Here is a 21,009-nt window from a genome sequence, read left to right as displayed (position 1 = left end):
TGGAGCCCGGTGCCCCGCTCAGCCCCCGGCCCGCGGCGGCACATTGAGGCTGATGGCGTTATGCAGCGCCAGCCCTGCCGCGCCAACGGCGTCCTCGGATTCGGTCCAGGCCTTCACGGTGACATCGACAGGATGCAGGAACTTGAGCACCGTTTCATCCAGGCCACGGCGGAAACCGCCGTCCAGGTGCTCCCACAGCGCCGTGGTTTGCCCGGTCACAATGATGGTGGCGGTGCCCAGGAGGTTTACCGCCCCGCCCACGGAGCGGCCCAGACGCTGGCCAACCCCGGCCACGAAGTCCACCACGGCGGGGTCGCCGTCGTCCGCGGCACGCAACAGCCCCGCCAAGCTAAGCCGCCCCGCGCCAAGCGGCGCCAAGCTAAGCCGCCCCGCGGCTGCGGGAGCCGCGTCCAGGACCTCATTCAGGCCGGCGTAAACCTGCAGGCAGCCATGGTTGCCGCACACGCACAGCGGTCCGCCGGGATCGACTGACATGTGCCCGAACTCCGTTGACGAGCCGTCCGATCCGCTGAACACCCTGCGCCGGTTGACGATTCCCAGCCCAACGCCGTAGTCCAGCCCCAAGAGCAGGAAGTCGTCCTTGTTGCGGCCCAGCCCAAAACTGACCTCGCGGGTGGTTAGGGCAAACAAGTCATTGGCGACAAAAACCGGCAGTCCAACGGCTTGCTGCAGCTGCGCGCCCAGGCTGAAGTCGCGCCAGTTCAGCGTGGCCGAGATCCGCACCGTGGACAGCGCCTGGTCCACTGCGCCCGAAACGGAAATGCCCACCGCCACCACGCGCTCCGGATGTTCCATGGCGGCCTGTTCCGCCACCACCATGGCCGTGAGTTGGCCCAGCGGATCGGCGGAAGGATTGAAGGCTGCAGCACGGGAGTCCGCAACGGTGCCGTCAATGCGCATTGAAACCAGCATGACGCTGGTGGGGGTGACGCTCATGCCGATCACCGTCGCGGAGTCGGCAATCAGTTCCACCGGCACGCGGGGGCGGCCGGCGCCGGTCCGGGCGCCGGCTGGCAGCTCGCGCACGTAACCGTCATTCATGAGCCTGCGAACCTGGGCGGTGACGGTGGCCGGCCCCAGGCCAAGCCGCCTGGCGATTTCCCCCCGGCTGAGCGGACCGGCCTGGCCAAGCAGCCCAAGGATTTCAGCCCTGCTGACGGCGTCGCCCGTGGCCCCCTGGTGTGGGCGAATCCGCGAAGTTGTAATTGTGGTCCCCTGTTGACTCAGGTCGAAGTACGTGATTAGCATAACATTATGCCATTAATTCGCTACCGAATTAATTAGTTCGGCAAGTCGCCGGCTGCTTGTGCAGCCATGAAGGGTTGGCAGCAGTGATTAACTTTGAGGACCGCACCGGTCCCGACTTGGGCGCCGACGCCCCCAGCTACCCGGAATGGGAATTTCCGCAGTGGCTGGCGGAGGCTAAATTCGGCATCTTTGTGCACTGGGGCCTGTACTCCGTGCCGGCCTGGGCGGAGGTGGGCAGCGGCCCGACGGCGGTGGAGGACGCCTACCGCGACCACCAGTACGCCGAGTGGTACGCCAACACCGTCCGCCTTGAGGGCAGCAGCGCCCAGGCCTACCAGCGTGCCACCTTCGGCCCGGGCACCAGCTACGAGGACCTCGCCGACGCCTGGCAGGCGGAGCACTTCGACGCCGCCGCATGCATCGAGCTGTTCCGCCAGGCCGGTGCCAAATACGTGGTCCCCACCGCCAAGCACCACGACGGCTTCTGCCTGTGGGACACCGACACCACGCCCTTCAACAGTGCCGTGCGGGGCCCCGGGCGCGACTTGATCCAGGAATTTGCCACCGCCTCCCGCAACGCTGGGCTGAAGTTTGGCACCTACTTCTCCGGCGCCCTGGACTGGCATGTCAGCGATTTCCCGGCCATCGCTTCCGATCCCGACATTTTCCGCCTGCGCCGCAATGACGAAGACTTTGCCCGCTACTCCCACCAGCAGGCCAGGGAGCTGGTGGACCGCTTTGCCCCGGACCTGCTGTGGAATGACATTGAATGGCCCGACGCCGGCAAGTCCGGTGCCGACTTCGGCGTCGCGGCCCTCTTCGAAGCCTACCGGGCGGCCGTGCCTGACGGCATCGTCAACGACCGCTGGGGCGTGCCCTCCCACGGCTACCTGACCCGCGAATACAGCGACATTGGCGGGCTGGACGGCCGGCACTGGGAAAGCTGCCGCGGCCTGGGACGGTCCTTTGGCGTCAACCAAAACGAAAGCGATTCCGAGCTGCTCAGCGTGGCCGAGCTGGTGCGCCACCTGGTCTCGGTGGTCTCGCGCAACGGCAACTTCCTCCTCAACATCGGCCTGTCCGCGGACGGCACCGTCCCGGATGCCTACCGCCAACGGCTGCTGGGCCTCGGCGATTGGCTCGCCACCAACGGCGCAGCCATCTACGGCACCCGGCCCTGGACCGGCACCCTGACCCCCGAACAGCGCGACCATTTCGCCGTGACGGTGGGCCCGGACGCCACCTACCTTTCGGTCACCACCCCGGGAGCCGAGCTTCCCCCGGCGCCACTGGTTGTCACCGGCGGCGTGTGGCTGGGCCTTTCCAAGAACGACGGCGGCCACGGCGGCAGTGACCGCGCCGTCGTGGTGCCTGGTGCCCTGGCCGCTTCGCCCGTTGCCGTGCTGTGCATTCCGCATCCGGCCGACGGGCAGGCACGCGCATGATGGCGCCCTGGATTGGCGTGGACATTGGCGGCACCAAGATCGCGGCCGGGCTGATAGCTGCGGACGGCACGGTCCTGGACCGCGTCCAGCTGCCCACGCCCACCGGCGAAGTGGCCATTGCAGACACTGCGGCCGGGCTGGTCGGCCGGCTGTCACGCGATGCCCGCCATTTTTCGCCCGTCAGTGCCGGGGCCTGGCCCGGCGACGACAGGGCTGTGGTGGGAATCGCCGTCCCCGGCTATGTCTCCCTGGACCACCGGACAGTGTCCTACGCGGCCAACCTGGAGCTGGAAAACACCCGCCTGGCCGAGCTGATCGAGGCGCGCCTGCCCGTCAGCGCCCTGGTCATCAACGACGCCAACGCCGCATTGTGGGCCGAGCACCGCTTCGGTGCGGCCCGCGCGGTGCAGGACGTGGCCATGGTGACTGTGGGGACGGGGATTGGCGGGGGCCTGCTTGTCAACGGCAAGCTGGTTTCGGGCGCCCACGGCTGGGCCGGGGAAATCGGCCACATGGTGGTGGACCCGGGCGGGCGTCCCTGCGGCTGCGGCTCCCGCGGCTGCCTGGACAGGTACGCCAGCGGCAGCGTCCTGGAAGACGAGGCCCGCACGGAGGAAGACTTTGCCGAAATCGCCCACTGGCTCGGCTTCGGCCTGAGCCAGGTGGCGATGCTCCTGGACCCGGGCCTCATCCTGGTTGGCGGGGGAGTCAGTGCAGCGGGTGCAGCCCTGACGGAACCCGTCCGGGCGCGACTGGCACAGCTGCTGGCCGAACACGGACGTGATTCCACGCCTTGCGTGGCGCCGGCCCAGCTGGGTCCTGACGCCGGCATCATCGGGGCGGCAGCGTATGCCGCGGACCACGCCGGGCACCGCCCGCTGGAGAATTTTGACACCCTTGAACGCACCACCGGATCCCTGCGAGGAGCATCATGACTGAGCACCCCACCATCCACCGCCCGGACCAGTCGGAAGTCTGGTGCCCGCCACTGCCGCCCTTGGTTGCCGGCGGCCTGGCCCGGCCGCGCATCGGCATCGCGGGCATTTCCATAGAGTCCAGCACGTTTTCCCCGCACATTAGCGGCGCGGAGGCATTCACTGTGCGGCGCGGCGCGGAGCTGCTGGCCTACTACCCCTTCCTCGACGAGGGGCAGGAACTGCGCAACGCCGCGGAGTGGGTGCCGCTCATGCATGCCCGGTCCCTTCCCGGGGGCGCCGTGGACCCGGCACTGTATGGGGCATTCCGCGACGAGATCGTGGCACAAATCCGCAACGCCGGTCCCCTGGACGCCCTGTTCTTCGACATCCACGGCGCCATGAGCGTGGTGGGCATGCAGGACGCCGAGGGGGACCTGGCACGTCACGCCCGGGAGGCCCTGGGCGATGCAGCCCTGGTATCCGCCTCCATGGACCTGCACGGCAACGTCTCCTTCGAGCTGCTGGAAAACGTTGACCTGATCACCTGCTACCGCATGGCACCCCACGAGGACGCCATGAACACGAAGGAGCGCGCCGTCTTCAACCTGCTGGCCCGGCTGCGGGCCGCCACCGGCGCGGACGTGCAGCTGCGCCGCCCCTTGAAGGCGTGGGTGCCGGTGCCCGTGCTGCTGCCCGGGGAAAAGACCAGCACCCGGATTGAGCCGGCCAAGGGCCTGTATGAGGAAATCCCGGCCGTTGCCGGGCTCGACGGCGTCCTCGACGCGTCGATCTGGATCGGCTACGCCTGGGCCGACGAGCCCCGCTGCCAGGCCTACGTGGTGGTCACGGGCGACGACGGGAACGTGGTCCGGCGCGAGTCGGAACGGCTGGCCCGGCTGTTCTGGGACGCCCGCCGCGACTTCTCGTTTGTGGCTGAGACAGCGACCCTCGACGAGGGCATCGAAGCCGCCATCGCCCCCGGGGCGCCGCGCCCGTACTTCCTCTCCGACACCGGTGACAACCCGACGGCGGGCGGAGCCGGCGACGTCACCTGGACGCTGGCCCGGCTGCTGGACAGCAAGGCCCTGGCCGCGGCCGATGTCCGCCTGGTGCATGCCTCCATTTTCGACGCCGGAGCCGTGGCGCAGGCCGTGGCGGCGGGAGTCGGGGGAGCCGTGGATCTTGAGGCCGGAGCCCGGGTTGACAACAACGCGCACGGACCCGTCAGGCTGCGCGGCACTGTTTACTCTATAACGGAAGGCGACCCCACGGCGGGCACGCAGGCGGTGATCCAGGTGGGCAATGTGTTCGCCATCCTGACCGAGCGGCGCAAACCGTTCCACCACATCAGCGACTTCAGCCAGCTGGGCCTGGACCCGGCAGAATTCGAGGTGATCGTGGTGAAGATTGGCTACCTGGAGCCGGAACTCTTCGCAGCGGCTGCCGGCTGGAAGCTGGCCCTGACGCCTGGCGGCGTGGACCAGGACCTGCTGCGCCTGGGCCACTCCCACCTGGCCGGGGGCGTTTTCCCGTTCACCGACGACGGCGCCACCCCTGCCCTGGCCGCCGTGGTGCACCGCCGGTGACGGGCGCACCAGGCCCGGGCGCCGCCGTCGTGCATGGCCCTGCGGTGCATGGCCCTGCGGTGCAGGCCACAGCCGAGCTGGAGATTGCCGTGCAGGACGCTGCCGGGGCACGGGCCGCGGCAGCCGGGGGAGCCGCGCGGGTGGAACTGTGCACGGCGCTGCGCATGGGCGGGTTGACGCCCTCGCAGGGGACCATGGAGGCCGTGCTGGAATCGGCCGGCCGGGCGGGATTTGTGCATGCCCTGGTGCGATCGCGCGGGGGAGGCTACGTGTACAGCGCCGAGGAGGTGGACACCATGTGCCGGGAAATCCGGCTGCTGAAGGCCGCCGGCGTCCACGGCGTGGTGGTGGGGGCGTTGACGCCCGGGCGGACCATCGACCTGGCCGCGCTGGAACGGTGGGTTGAGGCCGCGGACGGGCTGCCCGTGACGTTTCACCGGGCGCTGGACGCCTGCGCCGACCCGCTGGGGCAGCTCGACAGGCTGGCCGGCCGCGGGGTGGGCCGCGTGCTGACCTCCGGCGGTGCGGTGCGCAGCATTGACGGGCTCGCCGTGCTGGCCGCCATGGCCTCCAACGGGCCGGACGGCGTGCAGATCATGGCCGGCGGCGGCGTTCGCATCCAGGACATTGGCGCACTGGTGGCGGCGGGCGTGGACGCCGTGCACCTTTCGGCCCGTGAACCGTTCGTGGACCAGCACCCGGCCGGACCCGGCGGCGGCGCCCAGGAACTTGACGCCACCAGCCTTGACCTGGTGGAGCAGGCGCGGCGGGCAATTCACGCTCGATGACTGTCAGGGCGGCGGGCAGGCCGCCGCCCTGGGACCAACTGAAAGGGCCCGACCATGGCTTCGATGGTGCCGACCGCGGCGCAGCTTCGCTGGCAGGAGTTGGGGCTGGGGGTGTTCGTTCATTTTGGTGTCAACACCTTTTCGGGGTTGGAGTGGAGTGACGGGACGCTGCCGGGGGCCAGCTTTGACCCGTCCGGCTTCGACGCCGACAACTGGGTGGCAGCCGCACAGGCTGCGGGAGCCCGGTACCTGGTTCTGACGGCGAAGCACCATGACGGTTTTTGCCTCTGGCCCACGGAAACCACGGGGTATTCCGTGGCTGCTTCCCCGTGGCGGGACGGGCGGGGTGACATGGTCCTTGAGGTTTCGCGCGCGTGTGCCCGTGCCGGGATGGGCTTTGGCCTCTACCTTTCCCCGTGGGACCGCAACGCGGCGTGCTACGGCGACCCGGAGGAATACGACGACTTTTACCTCCGCCAGCTGACGGAATTGTGCACCGGCTATGGCCCGCTCATGGAACTTTGGTTTGACGGGGCGGGCTCCGATGGCCGCAGCTACGACTGGGACCGGATTGCCGCCGTCGTCCGCCAGCACCAGCCGGAGGCCATGATCTTCAACATGGGGCACCCGACCATCCGCTGGGTGGGCAATGAGGACGGGCTGGCCGGCGACCCGGTCCAGTATGTTGTGGCACACACGGACAATGACCAGTACACGGACGCGGCCACCGGGCTGGGTTCGCCCGCCTACCTGCCGCCGGAGTGCGATGTTTCGATCCGCCGCGGCTGGTTCTGGAATGCCGGGGACGAGGCGAAGTCCGTGGAGCACCTGCTCGCCATCTTCTACCGCTCGGTGGGGATGGGGGCGAACCTGCTGCTGAACCTGGCTCCGGACCGGCGCGGGCTGATCCCTGAGGCAGACCGGCGCACCGTGGACGCCTGGCGGGCCGAGCTGGACCGGAGGCTCTCGGGGCGCGTCGAGGCAGTGGTGGAGCACGACGGCGGCGGGGCCACGTTGACGCTGCCCGAGCGGGTGGAATTCACGCACGTTGAATTGGTGGAGGAGCTGGCCGGCGGGCAGCACATCACCCGACATGCCGTGTCCGTGGACGGACGGGAGGTGGCGGCGGGCCGGACCGTGGGCATCCGCCGCATCCACCAGGTGGAGCCCACCTCCGGGGGCCGGCTGCGGGTTGACTTCAGCGGCGCTGGTGCACGTCTGGCGTCCGCTTGCGTGTACATGGGCGACCCCGGGGCCGCCGTGCCCCGGCTCCCGGAAGGCTACACGGCACCCACGGCGGCCCCGGAGGGCGGCGCCGAGCCGGAGGGCACCGCGGAGCCGGGCGCCGAGCCGGAGGGCGGCATCGGATAAAATGGGTAGCTAATCGTCGTCATTTTCGGCGTCCGGCCATCCAGCTCACAAAGGAATCCATGTCCCGGCCCACCATGCGCCAGATCGCCCAGGTTACCGGGCTGTCCGAGGCGGCTGTTTCCTTTGCCCTCAATGGCAAGGGCGGCGTCTCACCGGCCACCGTCACACGCGTCCATGAGGCTGCGGAGAAGCTGGGCTGGCGCCGCAATGTGGCCGCCGCCGCCCTGTCCGGCGCGCGGGCCGGGGCCGTGGGGCTCGTCTTGGCCCGCGGCAGGGACGGCCTGGGCAACGATTCCTTCTTCCTCCGGCTCATCGCCGGAATAGAATCCGTCATCAATGCCGAATCCCAGGCGCTGGTGCTGCAGATCGTGGAAACGCTGGAGCAGGAGCAGGAAACCTACCAGCGCTGGTGGTCCGAACGCCGCGTGGACGGGGTCTTTGTGGTTGACCCGCGCACCACCGACACCCGTCCCCAACAGCTGAAAGGGTTGGGGCTGCCCGCTGTGGCCATTGGCGGCACGCCGGGCTTTGGACTGCCCTTTGTGGGCGTGGACGATGCAGCCGCCATGACCGTGCTGGTGCAGCACCTGGCCGGACAGGGCCACACCGACATCGCCCACGTGGCGGGCATCAATGACCTCCTGCACACCCGCCGCCGCGTGGAAGCCTTCGCAGCGGCCGCAAAAAAGCTTGGCATCAGGGCCCACGGCAGCTACCTCACGGACTACTCCGAGCATTCCGGCCTGGAGGCCACGGAGGAGATCCTGGCCCTGCCCGAGCGGCCCACGGCCATCATCTACGACAACGAGGTCCTGGCGCTGGCAGGGCTGGCCACCTTCAATGCGCACCGCCTGGACGTGCCACAGGACATGGCCGTGGTGGCGTGGGAGGACAACATCATCTGGACCGCCATCCGCCCGCAGCTGACCGCGCTGCGCCGGGACCCCACGGTGATGGGGGCGGAGGCCGCCCGGAGCCTGCTGGAACTCATGGCCGGGACCACGCCGGAGGATGTGCAAATGCCAACGCCGCAACTGGTGGTGCGCGACTCCACCGTGGAAGGGGCCGGCCGTTGATCGGCCCCCAACGCCCCCTCTGACGCTCCATCACCTTTTACGGTTTTTCCGGCAACGCTCCACCACCTTTTACCGCTTTTCGCCTGACGCTCTATCACTTTTTGCGGGCAATGTGGCGTTCCCGGATTTCCACCCTGTCATCAGGTCTGCGGTTTTTTCTGAGGAGAATGCGGGGGCGGGCGGTGATTGAGCTTGTCGAATTCTTTGGTCTGACGCGCTCGCAGAGCTCGCTGCTCGACTACCGGGTGCGGACCCCGGGTCTCGACGCGCTCGCAGGGCTCGCTGCTCGACCACCGGGTGCGGACCCCGGGTCTCGACGCGCTCGCAGGGCTCGCTGCTCGACCACCGGGTGCGGACCCCGGGTCTCGACGCGCTCGCAGGGCTCGCTGCTCGACTACCGGAGCTCGCTGCTCGACCAGCGGCGGGCGCCAATCCAGGTCTCGACGCGCTCGCCGGGCTCGCTGCTCGACCACCGGGCTCGCTGCTCGACCAGCGGGCTAGCGCGGGGCGGTTCCGACGGCTGGGAACAGCGTGCTGAATTCGGCAAATGTGCCACAGGGCTTCGGCGATCCCCAGAGCTGCTGGGACAGGGACCGGAACCAGTCAAGGGTTTGATCCGCCACTTCCGCCTCCGTCAGGGCGTCAGGGTAGTCGCACCAGATCGACATGACCGCCCCGGCAACGGGCACCGACGCGTCCAGCTCGTCGTCGAGCAGGCCGCCGGCCGCCCCCATGAATAAGCGGGGGCGCCACAACTCGTACACGCCCTCGGCGGACTTCCTGCCCGTGGTGGGCGGGACGGAGTCGGAGGACAGCACAAAGTACAAGTGGTCGCCGTTGCGGTTCACAAGGCGGTGGCCGGCGCGGTGGAAGTCCCTGGCGCCAGGGAACCCGGCATTCCAGCGGATCCAGCATTCCAGGTCCACATCCGGGTCCAACGGGACACCGCGGGCGCCGGGGTGCACGTGGTCGTTCCAGACCCGGGCCCGTTTCCCCGTGGACCGGAGCAGGGCGCTGAGCTGGTTGAGGTAGAGCGTGTACCCGTCCACTGCCGTGCTGCCCGGGTTGCCGGTTTCCGCCCGTGCCCACGCGGCCAGGCCGGGGTAGCGCAGCGGGTCCTGGTGCCCGGCCGGCTCCCAGGGGGCGGCAAAGAATTCGTCGCCGCCCAGGTGGAAGTACGGTCCGGGGAAGCGGTCCGCCCATTCCAGCACGACGTCGGCCGCCAGCGTCCGGGCCGCCGCGTTGGCGACATTGAGCTTGTCTTTTTCAACGGTCCCGTGGCGGTCCGTGATGGCCAGTTCGGGGCGCCGGGCCAGGATGGCGGCCGCATGGGACGGGGTGTCGAACTCGGGCACCACCGTGACGTGGTGGGTGGCCGCGACGGCCAGGATGCCGTCCAGGTCCGCGTAGGAGAGGTGCTTTTCGCTGACAATTTCCGGGTGGCTGGCGCATTCCAGGCCAACCCCGACGTTGTCGTTCAGGTGCAGGTGGAGGTGGTTCAGCTTCAGCCAGCCCATGTTTTCAATGAGACGCTTGAGCCATTCCGGGGAGAAGTATTTGCGGCCGACATCAACCATGACGCCGCGCTGTTCGAACGCGGGCCAGTCGGTGATGGTGCCGGTGGGCGCAGTCCCGCTGCGCAACAGCTGCAGCAGCGTCCGGGTGCCGTAGTACAGGCCCGCCACGGCGGGGGCCGTGATAGTCAGGACCGGGCCGGCCGTCAGCCGGTAGGCCTCGGCCAGCTGCCCGGCGGTGAGGCCCGCATCGACCAGCGGCTCGAGGCGCAGCTCGATGTCGCCGGGCTGGGCGGGGCCGGCGGGGGCCTGGAAGCGTGCAGGGGCGGCCGGGCCGGCTTCCCCTGCACGTTCCCGGGCAACTTCCCCTGCACGTTCCCGGGCACGTTCCCCGGCAAGTTCCCCGGACAGCAGCGCAGCCAGTTCCCCCAACAAGGGCGCATCCCGTGCCGCCACCACCACACGCGGCCGGGACGCGGGAACCCAGGGTCCCGGCACGCCCGGCCCCCGGCCGTCGCGGTCCTTCCACTGCTGCACGGCGGGTACGGTCTGCATCCTCATAACTGGCTGCGCCCCGCCCTCAGCGCCCGGCCTTGGCCGCGATGTCCGGGCGTTCCTGCCAGGCGTGCGGGCCGGCCAGCGGCCGGAAGTCCACCCCTGCAGCCGCCAGCCGGTCCAGGTGCCCGTCCTCGAGCCGCTCCGCAAAGTCCGCATAGTCGCGGTCCCGGCTCCAGGCCAGCTCGGCGAAGGCGCTCAGGCGCGGGTAGGTGTTGTAGTCGCGGATCTCGCGGGTGTCCAGGTACTCCGTCCAGATCTGCGCCTGGATGCCTGTGATCGCGGCACCTCCGGCCTGGGCAGCCGCCAGCACGCGCGGTTCCAGTGGCTCAAAGTTGTACAGCTTTTCCGTGGACAGCAGGGGGCTGCAGCCGCTGGGCTCGCGGGGATCGTCATTTTCGCGGTAGTCCAGGTACAGGTGCGAGCAGCAGGAAATGGTGGTGTCGTAGCCTGCCGACAGGCTGTGCACCACGGTGTCCAGCCCGCCCCAGGCGTTGACCACGGCCGTCTGCGGCATGGTGGGGCTGACGGCCTCGTGCCACACGCCGGCGCGGCGCCCCCGGGCCTCCACATGCGCGGCGAGCTGGCCCAGGAACCAGCCGTGCAGCAGTTCCACGGACTCCAGGCCCAGCTCCGCCGCGCGCTGCCGCACTGTGTCGGAGGCGTGCCAGCGTTCGTAGGGAACCTCGTCGCCGCCAATGTGGATGATGGGGGCGTCAAAGACGTCCATCACGGTGTCCAGCACGGTGCGGAAGAAGTCCAGCGTGTAGTCCGAAGGGTCCAGGATGCAGTCGTTCACGCCCCACCCGGTCCACACCTGGACGTCCGGCGCGTCGACGCCCAGCTGCGGGTAGGCGGCAATGGCAGCCACCGAGTGCCCGGGCAGGTCAATTTCAGGAATGATGGTCACCCCGCGCTCGCGGGCATAGGCGACGGCGTCGCGCAGTTCCTGGATGGAGTAGCAGCCGCCGTGCGGGCGCCCGGTCATGAACCGGCCGTCCTCCGTGTAGACGGCCATGGTGTCGCTGCGCCATGAGGAGACGTCCCGAAGCCGCGGGAACGCCGGAATGTCCATGCGCCAGCCCTGGTCGTCCGTGAGGTGCAGATGCAGCGCGTTGAGTTTGTGCGCGGCGGCCAGGTCGATGAATCGCAGCAGTTCATCCAGCGGCATGAAGTGCCGCGACACGTCCAGATGCACCCCGCGGAAGGAGAAATTCGGCTCATCGGTGATGGTGACGTTGGGAAGTTCGACGCCGGTGCCCCGCCGGGGTGCCGTGCTGAAGCCCCGAGTGCCCACCAGTTGGCGCAGTGTCTGGGCCGCATTGATGATGCCGGCGGAACTTGCAGCCTCGATGGCGATTCCCGTCGGGTTGACGGCCAGCGTGTATGCGCCCTCCTGCAGGGCAGCGTCCTCGGTGATGCGCAGCCAGCCCTCTTCACCGCCGGACTGATTGGCCGGGACCGCCTGGATGCGGGCATCCAGCCAGTCCTCCAGCGCCCGGTTCAGCCAGGTGCCCAGCGGCGTAAAGGAGGACACGCTGAATGCCTCGGGGACGGCCGTGAAGCCGTGGTGCTCAACTACCGACGTCGGGAGGGGGATAAGGTTCAGTTTGCTCATGCTTCCACCGTTTCGTTCCATATGTTTGCTTCGCTGACCACCGGGGCAGCGCCTGTGCCGGCCGCCTCGGCACCCAGCTGCCCGGGAGTGACAACGTTGGTGATGCCGCGTCCGGCCAGGTGGGCCGTGTCCGCCAGTTTCGATTCACGCACCAGGGCGGGCTTTTCGCCGCGGGCCGCCAGTTCCAGCCAGGCGGCAAACACCTCCCCGGACGGGTCCGTCACGGACCGGCCGATTCCCGTTGACTCGTCCCCCGGGTCGAAGGACAGGGCCGTGCCGCGCTGGCGCAGCGGTGTCGGGTTGAGCTTTTCCTCGGCTATCAGCTCGGCCAGGCGGCGCCCCGCGGGCTTGACCTTGCGGTCCGAGTCGAGCAGGCCCAGGGTGTATTCCAGCTCCGGGAAGTCGGCCAACTTGCGGCTGACGTCATGCGAGCACCACCAGGTGACGCCCCACAGGTTCGGGGTGTCCAGGGACGGGCGCAGGCTGGCCTCCAGGAAATCGGCTGCCTCAGCCTTGGGCACGGCCGGGTACGGTGCGCCGATTTCCTGCAGCCAGATGGGCCGTCCGGGGTTGTCGGCCCAGGCGTCGGCCAGCTGCACCAGGTAGTCGGCAAAGAGCGTCCGGGCGGGGTGGCCGGCCGGGAACAGCTGCGCCACGGACGTGAACACCCACGAGTGCACCGTGGTGGAGTCGCCCAGGGAGGCCGCGTGGCGCGGCGTCACGGGGGACGAATCGATGAACCAGACGTTGTCGTCAAAGCTGTGCTGGTGCATGCCGGCCGGCCACACCTTCTTCACGGAGGAGATGAGCGTGTTGATCCATTCGCCCATCTGCGCAGGCGTGGTCACATGCTTTTCCGGGTGGCGGGCCACCGCGAACTGGTTCGTCTCGTTGCCCAGCGTCATTCCGAGCACGTTGGGCCGGGAGGTGACCTCGGTGGCCAGGGCCGTGACCAGTTCGGCTTCGGCGGCAATGACGTCGGGGTCGGTGAAGATGTTGCGGCGGTGCCAGCTGGTGACCCAGGACGGCAGGTAGTCGTAGCTGGAGAGGTGCCCCTGCAGCCCGTCAACGGAAACATCCAGGCCGAATTCCGCGGCCGCGTCCACCACCTTGCCGACGTCGGCGATGCCCTCGGGGCGGATCAGGGACCGGTTGGGCTGCAGCAGCGGCCACAGCGGGAAAATCCGCACATGGTCCAGGCCGATGGAGGCGATGGATTCCAGGTCCGCCTTGACCGAGTCAATGTTCAAGTCCTGCCAGGAGTGGAACCAGCTGTCGCTGGGGGTGTAGTTGACGCCCCAGCGCAGCGGCTGCTGCCGGACCTGGTTAAAGGCGGCGTCGAAGGTGTGCGGGGAGCCGGTCACTGGGTGCCTTTCTTCAGGCGGAGGGTGGTGATCTGGAACGGGCGCAGCGCCACGGAAAGGGTCTTGCCGCCGTCGGCGCCGTCGGTCACGGTGAGGGTGCCCGCGCCGTACGGCTGTTCGAGGAGGTTGTTTTCCTCGGCGGAGAGCACCTGGAAGGAGGTGTTCAGCGTGACCTTGGCGCGGGCGCCGAGGGGCTCGTACAGGCGCACGATCACGTCGCCGCTGCGGTCGTCAGCCATCTTCACGGCCTCCACCAGGGCTGCCGGGGAGCTGGTGGTGACCAGCGGTGCAACCGGGGCCCCCGTAAGGGCGCGCTCGGGAAGGTTGAGCGCGTAACCGGCGGCAACGGCGTCGGACACGTCAGCCCCGACCACGAACGCGTACGTGAGCTGGTGCCTGCCCTGGTCCGTTTCCGGGTCGGGGAACTTCGGCCCGCGCAGCAGGGACAGGCGCACCGTGGTGTAGCTGGAACCGTCATCGCCCAGGTGGCGGGAAACATCGTGGCCGTACGTGGAGTCGTTGACCACGGCCGCGCCGAAGCCCGGCTCGCTGACGTGGACCCAGCGGTGTGCGCAGACCTCGAAGCGGGCGCTGTCCCAGGAGGTGTTCTCGTGGGTCGGGCGGGTGATGTGGCCGTATTGGGTTTCGTAGCGGGCCGAATCGGCGTGCACGTCGATGGGGAACGCCGCCTTGAGCAGGGTTTCCTGTTCGTGCCAGTCGATGGTGTTGCGGACCGTGATGGTCTTTGAGTCCGGGGCGATCCGTACCTCCTGGACCGCCTTGGAGTTGCGGAAGGAGCGCGCGATGGTGACCACCACCGTGCCGTCGTTCTCGGTTGCCGTCTCCAGAGAATCCAGTTCGCGCACGTCGGTGACGGTGTTCTTGTAGAACTCGTCGATGTCCCAGGCGTCCCACATGTTCGGGAAGTCGGCATGCAGCTGGAGCAGGTTGGCGCCCTGGCCGGCAGGGACCACTTCGCGTCCCGCCGCCACGTCCACCATGGAGGTGATGACGCCGTCCGCGCCGAAGGTCACCGTGACCAGGCCATTGTCGACGACGGTTGTGCCGCCGTCGCGCGTGACCGTCACAGGGGCCTGGGCTGCTGCCGGGACGCCGGCCGAGAAGGCGGCGATGCCGTGGCGGGCGAACGGCGAGCCGTTGAACACGAGGTTTTCCGTGCCTGCCGCAACCGCGGACAGTGCCTCCTGGGCGCGGCTGATGATCGCATTCAGGTCCGCCGTCATTTCGGCGTGGCGCTCGGCGGCTTCGCGGTGGACCCAGGCGATGGAGGAGCCGGGCAGGATGTCGTGGAACTGGTGGAGGAGCACCAGCTTCCAGATGCGGTCCAGTTCCTCGTAGGGGTAGTCGACCAGGCCCCGGGCGGCGGCCGTGGCGCTCCACAGTTCCGCTTCGCGCAGCAGGTGCTCGTTGCGGCGGTTTCCCTGCTTGGTCAGCGTCTGCGAGGTGTAGGTGCCGCGGTGCAGTTCCAGGTAGAGCTCACCCTTCCAGACCGGAGCGTTGGAGTACTCCGCCTCGGCGGCCGTGAAGAATTCCTTGGGGGTCTGGATGGTGACCTGCGGGGAGCCTTCCAGGTCCTTGGTGCGGCGGGCGCGGGCGATCATTTCGCGGGTGGGTCCGCCGCCGCCGTCGCCCCAGCCAAAGGGCGCCAGGGAATGGTTGGAGGCGCCCTTGTCCCGGAAGTTGCGCACGGCGTGGGCCAGCTGTCCTCCGGAAAGGTCCGAGTTGTAGGTGTCAACGGGCGGGAAGTGGGTGAAAACGCGGGTGCCGTCGATGCCCTCCCAGTTAAAAGTGTGGTGGGGGAACTTGTTGACGGTGTTCCAGGAGATCTTCTGCGTCAGGAACCACTTGGCTCCGGCCTGCTTGACGATCTGGGGGAGGGCGGCGGAGTAGCCGAAGGAGTCCGGCAGCCAGACCTCCTCGCATTGGATGCCAAAATTCTCGCGGAAGAAGCGCTGGCCATAGGTGAACTGGCGGGCCATGGCCTCGGAGCCGACCATGTTGGTGTCCGACTCCACCCACATGCCGCCCACCGGGATGAAGCGGCCTTCTTCCACGGCGGCCTTGACCTTGGCAAAGACCTCGGGGCGCTGTTCCTTGATCCATTCATACTGCTGGGCGGAGGACATGGCGAATTGCATGTCTGGGTATTCGGCGAGCAGGTTCACCATGTTGGAGCTGGTCCGGGCCACCTTGCGGACAGTCTCGCGCACCGGCCAGAGCCAGGCCGAGTCAATGTGGGCGTGGCCAATCGCGGTCAGCTGGTGGGCGCTGGCGTTGGCGGGCTGGGCCAGCACCTTTTCCAGTTTTTGGCGGGCCGCGGCGGCCGTGCCGGGAATGTCGGTGAGGGAAACGGCGTCGAGCGCGTGCTCCAGGGCGTACAGGATGTCCCAGCGGCGCGGGTTCCCCAAGTCCAGCTCGTTTTGGAGCTGGTGCAGGACTTCCAGGTCCTGGACCAGCTCCCACACCTCGCTGTTGAAAATGTTGATGTCGGCCCTGGCCACCTTGTAGCGCGGCTGGTTGCCGGCCGTGGACTTCTCGCCGAGCTCGGTGGGGACAAACGGGTTGTGGTCAAGGATCAGCGGGTTGGCGGCCGCCTCAAGGTAAAAGTCGATCTTCTCGCCGCCGGCGGCCTTGTCCGTGACGGGCAGCCAGGAGTTGAACGGGTTTAGTGCCTTGATGACGCTGCCGTCGGGGTTGTAGGCCAGCCCCTCGGCCTGGAAGCCGGGGGAATGCCCGTCCCAGCCCAGGTCGATGACCATTTCAACCTTGGCGCCGGCAGCCTCCGCCGGCACGGTGCCTGTGATGTGGATCCAGCTGGTGCCCCAGGCGGGGCCCCATTCCTCGCCCAGGGCAAACGGCACGTATTCCACTCCCGCCACAGCCTTCGGGGCGGTGTCGCCGCCGGGCAGGGCGACGGCGGGGTCCACGGGCTCGCCCATGCCGCCGTCCACATGCCATGCAGTCATCTCAAGGCCGGCCACCGGGGTGTAGATGGACGGAACAATCCGTTCCTTCAGGACTCGCTGTAACCGGTTCTCGATCAGGCTGTGGTTGTCATGCATGGGGGCTCACCTTTCGGGGGCGTGGGATCTACTGCCGGGGGATCTTCCTACAAGAAGCATATGTGCTAGTGGCAGACATCACTTAGGCGCTTAAGCTAGCATCATCAATGCAACCACTTTTTCGCTCCAGATGCCAGCGTTGGAGGCAAGCTTTATTTGATATTCGAAAAAAGGATGCACTATTACTTCAAGTAATCGAATGAAGTATGTGTTGTTTATTTGAAATTTGATGTATCGTAGCTCACAATCCACGAAAACTTGGGAGGTAAATATGTCCATTGATGTACAAGATCATCCGCCCTTGGATAAGGGGCCTGAGCCGGACCTGGAAGTGAAGAAGCAGCCCAGGTTCTCCTACAAGGCTCGGGTCCAAGGATTCAAGTACCTGGGCAAGCGGCTCGTCACGTACCTGATCGTGGCTTTTATCTCCCTGGTGGCCAACTTCATGCTGCCCCGCTTCATGCCGGGCAACCCCGCGGACCAGATGATCCAAAGCATCGTTGCCAAGACGGGCAACATGCCCAGCCCCTATGCGCTGGCACAGATCTACGCCCGCTACGGCGATCCAAACCAAAACGTGTTGGTGGCGTTCTGGCACTACCTGGTCCAGACCCTCCAGGGGGACTTGGGCCTGTCCATCCAGTACTACCCGGTCCCGGTGGCCGACCTCATTGGCCGGGCCCTCCCGTGGACGCTGTACCTTGCGATCTTCTCCACCATCATTGGCTGGATCATTGGTACCTGGGCCGGCGCGAAGCTGGGCTGGAAGCCCGGGCGCAGGCTCGACTCGATCGTCACCCCGATCGCCATGTTCTTCAGTTCCATCCCGGCCTTCTGGCTGGGCCTGCTGCTGGTCTGGTTCATCAGCTACAAGAACGGTTGGCTGCCGCCCCAAGGCGCCTACAACGAAAGCCTGGCCATCAACCTGCTTGATCCCACGTTCCTGACCAGTGTGGCCATCTATTCCATCCTGCCCATGGCCACGCTGGTGTTGGTGGGCTTCGCCAACTGGATGTTCACCATGCGCAACATGATGATCACCACGGTCAACGAGGACTACGTCCAGCTGGCGCGGGCCAAGGGCCTCAAGCCCAACAAGGTGCTGCGCAACTATGCCGCGCGCAACGCACTCCTGCCCAACTTCACCGGCCTGGCCCAGTCCATCGGGGCGTCGCTGACGGCCGTGATCCTGGCCGAAAGCGTCTTCATCTACCCCGGCGTGGGCAGCCTGCTCTTCGCCGCCCAGGGCACGCGCGACTACCCCGTCATGCAGGGCGTCATGCTGCTCATCATCCTGGTCAGCCTGGTCTTCAACTTCATCGCTGACTCCGTATACGTGCTGCTCGATCCGCGGACGAAGGAGAAATAAGCCATGTTCGCCAGATTCATGTCCCTGCGCAAGGTCCAGATAGGCCTCGTCATCATGGGAGTCTTCCTGTTTGCCGCCGCCGTGGGGCAGCCGTTCAGCGAGCACGTGCTGGGCTGGACCCCCTACACGTTTGACGGCAACGCCATGGGCCAGGCGCCCTCGGCCAGCCACTGGATGGGCACCACCAGCTCCGGACAGGATGCCCTCTCCTGGCTGCTGTACGGAGCCCGCAGCTCCATGCTGGTTGGATTGATTTCCGCCGTCATCGGTACGGCGCTGTCCGTGGTCATCGGCACCATCGCCGGCTTCTCCGGCGGGGCCGTGGACAGGTTCCTCAACGGCGTCATCCTGGTGGTCCAGAACATCCCGTCCTTCGCGATCCTTTTCATGATCGCCGGGCTCCTGCAGAACGCAAACGTCCTGCTGGTCTCCATCATCATCGGCGGGCTGGAATGGACCGGCGGTGCCCGCGCCATCCGCGCCCAGGCCATGTCCCTGCGCGGCCGTGACTTCACAGCCGCCCTGCGCACCATCGGCGAGCATCCCCTGCGCGTGATCCTGGTGGAAGTCCTGCCGCACCTTTCGGGCATCATTTCCCCCATGTTCCTGCGACTGATCGCGGCAGGTGTGGGCATGCAGGCCTCCCTGGCCTTCCTGGGCATTGGCAGTGCCGCCGAGCCCAGCTGGGGCTTGATGATCAACTACGCCACCACCCAGAATGCCCTGTTCAACGGCCAGTGGTGGTGGTTTGGCCCTCCGGGGATATGCCTGGCCCTGATCGGCTTTGCCACGACGATGATCAACTTCGGCCTTGACGAAGTCACCAACCCCACGCTGAGCTCCAAGCGCATGACCCTGATGCGCAAGTTCCTCAAGCAGAAGAAGCGCCAGGATGCCGCCGGGCAGCCCAAGATCGGAGCGATGGCATGAAACTGGAAACAGTGGCTGAAATTGCCCACCGCATTGCCACCTCCCCGCCCCTGCTGGAGGCCAGGGGCCTGTGCGTGGACTATGTCACCGAAGCCGGGAACATCCGGGCCTGCGATGACATCAACATCACCCTGCACCGCGGTGAGATCCTCGGCATTGCGGGGGAGTCGGCGTCGGGCAAGTCCACCTTGCTGGCCGCCCTGGGCCGGCTGCAGCGGGCGCCAGCGGTGACCAGCGCCGGCCAGGTGGTTTTCCACGCCAAGGGCAAGGAACCGGTTGACCTGACACAGCTTTCCGAAGAGCAGCTGGTGGACTACCGCTGGAGCGGCATCTCCATCGTCATGCAGAGTGCCATGGCGTGCCTGAACCCGGTGAGCCGGTTGAAGGCCCAGTTCCTGGATGTGCTCCTGGCCCATGACAGTTCCCTGACGAAGGCGACGGCGACTGCCCGTGCCGAGGAACTCCTGCAGATGGTGGGCATCCCCTCACACCGCATCAACGCGTTCCCGCACGAGCTCTCCGGCGGGATGCAGCAGCGGGCCCTCATTGCCCTGTCGCTGGCCTGCGACCCGGAACTGGTGCTGATGGATGAACCGACCACCGCCGTCGACGTCGTCATGCAGCGCCAGATCCTCGCCAAGGTGCTGGAACTGCAGGAAAAGCTGGGCTTCGCCATCGCCTTTGTCACGCACGACCTGTCCCTGCTGCTGGAAATTTCCGACCGGATTGCCATCATGTATGGCGGCAAGATCGTTGAGGTGGGCACGGCGGCGCAAATGTATGAGGCGCCGCGGCATCCATACACGCAGGGGCTGCGCAACGCCTTCCCCCCGCTGACCGAACCTGTCCGCAAGCTCACCGGCATTCCCGGCTCGCCGCCGAACCTGCTGAACCTGCCGCAGGGATGCGCCTTCGCGCCGCGTTGCTCCCAAAAGATTGCCCGCTGTGAAAGCGAAATCCCCGCCCTGCTGGACATCTCCGGCGGCCGGGCAGCCTGCCACCTGCTCACGCAGGAAATTCCGGAACCAGCAAAGGAGGCACTCAATGCCTGAGACCACCGAACAAGTCCCAGTCCTGGAAGCACGCAACCTCGCCTTGCACTTCGACGTCCACGTGGGCGGGGACCGCAAGACCATCAAGGCCCTGGACGGCGTGGACCTGAAGCTCTACGCCGGCGAGATCATGGCGCTGGTGGGGGAGTCCGGCTCCGGCAAGACCACCATTGCCCGCGTCTTCTCCCTGATCTACAAGCAGACCGGGGGCGAGGTGTTCTTCCGCGGCGAGCCGATCAAGGTCTCCCCCCGCCACGAGCGCGAATACTTCAACAACGTCCAGCTGATCTTTCAGGACCCGTTTGCCTCCCTGAATTCGCTGAAGAAGATCAGCTACATCCTGGGCCGCGTGCTGAAAATCCACGGACTGGCCAAGGGACGCAAGGACGTGCGGCAAAAGTCGCTGGAACTCCTTGAACGCGTCAGCATGTCACCGGCCGAGGCCTACATTGACCGGTACCCCACCGACCTGTCCGGCGGCCAGCGCCAGCGCATTGCCATTGCACGTTCGCTGGCCGTCTCACCCAGCGTCATCCTGGCCGACGAGCCCACCTCCATGCTGGACGCCTCCATCCGCCTTGACGTGCTGAACCTGCTCAAGGACCTGCGTGAGGAGGAGGGCATGGCGGTCATGTACATCACCCACGACATCGCCAGCGCCCGCTACCTCTCCGACCGGATTTCGGTCATGTATGGCGGGGTCATCGTGGAGTCCGGGCCCACCGAAGATGTCATCGCCAACCCGAAGCACCCCTACACCAAGCTGCTGCTGGCCGCTGCGCCCAACCCCGCACGGTTCAAGGGTTCCGGAGTGGCCATCCCCTCCGAGGCTGCCGCCGGCACCGGCATGGACAACAGCAAAACGCATGGCGGCTGCCGGTTCGCCGCCCGCTGCCCGGCCGTCATGGACCGGTGCCTGAGCCAGGAGCCGGCGCTCCTGGAACTCGGCGGGCGCCAGTCCGCGTGCTGGCTCGTGGAGGACGAGGCCCAGGCGGCCGCGTCAGGCGAACTGGTTTCACACTAAGACATTTCACGTTTTACCAACTTCAATAAATTCCCTTGAAAGGCAAGA

15 protein-coding genes are annotated in these 21,009 nt (G+C 67.3%); 10 read left to right on the top strand and 5 right to left on the bottom strand.

The features are described 5' to 3' along the window. Window positions 1-18: 18 nt before the first annotated feature. Window positions 19-1,269, bottom strand: a complete 1,251-nt coding sequence (locus LPN03_RS07930) for an ROK family transcriptional regulator (protein ID WP_165183763.1) — start codon at window positions 1,267-1,269, stop codon at window positions 19-21. An 83-nt stretch (window positions 1,270-1,352) separates the two neighbouring features. On the opposite strand from LPN03_RS07930, the gene LPN03_RS07925 reads away from it, so the two are divergent. From LPN03_RS07925 to LPN03_RS07900, 6 genes are read left to right on the top strand one after another with little or no spacing between them, the layout of a single operon-like run. After that, window positions 1,353-2,714, top strand: a complete 1,362-nt coding sequence (locus LPN03_RS07925) for an alpha-L-fucosidase (RefSeq protein ID WP_165183764.1) — start codon at window positions 1,353-1,355, stop codon at window positions 2,712-2,714. Further along, entirely contained in the window at window positions 2,711-3,649 is a 939-nt protein-coding gene (locus LPN03_RS07920; protein WP_262453828.1) for an ROK family protein, read from the top strand. The genes LPN03_RS07925 and LPN03_RS07920 overlap by 4 nt, the downstream gene beginning before the upstream one ends. Continuing rightward, the gene (locus tag LPN03_RS07915) at window positions 3,646-5,217 is read left to right on the top strand and encodes a M81 family metallopeptidase (protein ID WP_262453827.1); all 1,572 of its coding nucleotides are present in this window, start codon (window positions 3,646-3,648) and stop codon (window positions 5,215-5,217) included. Before LPN03_RS07920 ends, LPN03_RS07915 begins: the two co-directional genes overlap by 4 nt. Before the next feature lie 59 nt (window positions 5,218-5,276). Next, the gene (locus LPN03_RS07910) at window positions 5,277-6,005 is read left to right on the top strand and encodes a copper homeostasis protein CutC (RefSeq protein ID WP_165183769.1); all 729 of its coding nucleotides are present in this window, start codon (window positions 5,277-5,279) and stop codon (window positions 6,003-6,005) included. 54 nt (window positions 6,006-6,059) lie between these two features. Continuing rightward, complete coding sequence (locus tag LPN03_RS07905; protein WP_262453825.1) at window positions 6,060-7,376, top strand: alpha-L-fucosidase; 1,317 nt, start codon at window positions 6,060-6,062, stop codon at window positions 7,374-7,376. Between the two features lie 59 nt (window positions 7,377-7,435). Then, window positions 7,436-8,452: a LacI family DNA-binding transcriptional regulator gene (locus LPN03_RS07900; protein ID WP_165183768.1), complete on the top strand. Its 1,017-nt coding sequence runs from the start codon at window positions 7,436-7,438 to the stop codon at window positions 8,450-8,452. 497 nt (window positions 8,453-8,949) lie between these two features. On the opposite strand, the gene LPN03_RS07895 is transcribed toward LPN03_RS07900, so the two are convergent. The 4 genes from LPN03_RS07895 to LPN03_RS07880 are packed head-to-tail and all read right to left on the bottom strand — an operon-like array spanning window position 8,950 to window position 16,586. Further along, complete coding sequence (locus tag LPN03_RS07895) at window positions 8,950-10,521, bottom strand: beta-N-acetylhexosaminidase (protein WP_262453824.1); 1,572 nt, start codon at window positions 10,519-10,521, stop codon at window positions 8,950-8,952. Window positions 10,522-10,546: 25 nt separating this feature from the next. Next, a complete protein-coding gene (locus LPN03_RS07890; RefSeq protein WP_262453823.1) occupies window positions 10,547-12,139 on the bottom strand; it encodes a beta-N-acetylhexosaminidase in 1,593 nt (530 codons plus the stop codon). Further along, entirely contained in the window at window positions 12,136-13,503 is a 1,368-nt protein-coding gene (locus tag LPN03_RS07885) for a glycoside hydrolase 5 family protein (protein ID WP_205678221.1), read from the bottom strand. Before LPN03_RS07885 ends, LPN03_RS07890 begins: the two co-directional genes overlap by 4 nt. After that, the gene (locus LPN03_RS07880) at window positions 13,500-16,586 is read right to left on the bottom strand and encodes an alpha-mannosidase (protein WP_262453822.1); all 3,087 of its coding nucleotides are present in this window, start codon (window positions 16,584-16,586) and stop codon (window positions 13,500-13,502) included. Before LPN03_RS07880 ends, LPN03_RS07885 begins: the two co-directional genes overlap by 4 nt. Before the next feature lie 301 nt (window positions 16,587-16,887). Between LPN03_RS07880 and LPN03_RS07875 the strand changes: the two genes are divergently transcribed. Genes LPN03_RS07875 through LPN03_RS07860 form a run of 4 tightly spaced genes read left to right on the top strand, consistent with a single transcriptional unit; the run spans window position 16,888 to window position 20,961 of the window. Next, window positions 16,888-17,955: an ABC transporter permease gene (locus tag LPN03_RS07875; protein ID WP_240901982.1), complete on the top strand. Its 1,068-nt coding sequence runs from the start codon at window positions 16,888-16,890 to the stop codon at window positions 17,953-17,955. Window positions 17,956-17,958: 3 nt separating this feature from the next. After that, the gene (locus tag LPN03_RS07870) at window positions 17,959-18,885 is read left to right on the top strand and encodes an ABC transporter permease (protein ID WP_262453821.1); all 927 of its coding nucleotides are present in this window, start codon (window positions 17,959-17,961) and stop codon (window positions 18,883-18,885) included. After that, the gene (locus LPN03_RS07865; protein WP_262453820.1) at window positions 18,882-19,937 is read left to right on the top strand and encodes an ABC transporter ATP-binding protein; all 1,056 of its coding nucleotides are present in this window, start codon (window positions 18,882-18,884) and stop codon (window positions 19,935-19,937) included. Before LPN03_RS07870 ends, LPN03_RS07865 begins: the two co-directional genes overlap by 4 nt. After that, window positions 19,930-20,961, top strand: a complete 1,032-nt coding sequence (locus LPN03_RS07860; protein WP_262453819.1) for an ABC transporter ATP-binding protein — start codon at window positions 19,930-19,932, stop codon at window positions 20,959-20,961. Before LPN03_RS07865 ends, LPN03_RS07860 begins: the two co-directional genes overlap by 8 nt. The last annotated feature ends 48 nt before the right edge of the window (window positions 20,962-21,009 follow it).

Source organism: Arthrobacter sp. A2-55, from assembly GCF_025548615.1.
Taxonomy (GTDB): Bacteria; Actinomycetota; Actinomycetes; order Actinomycetales; family Micrococcaceae; genus Specibacter; species Specibacter silviterrae.
The sequence above is the reverse complement of the archived record's forward strand: the minus strand, read 5'-3'. Positions and strand labels throughout refer to the sequence as shown.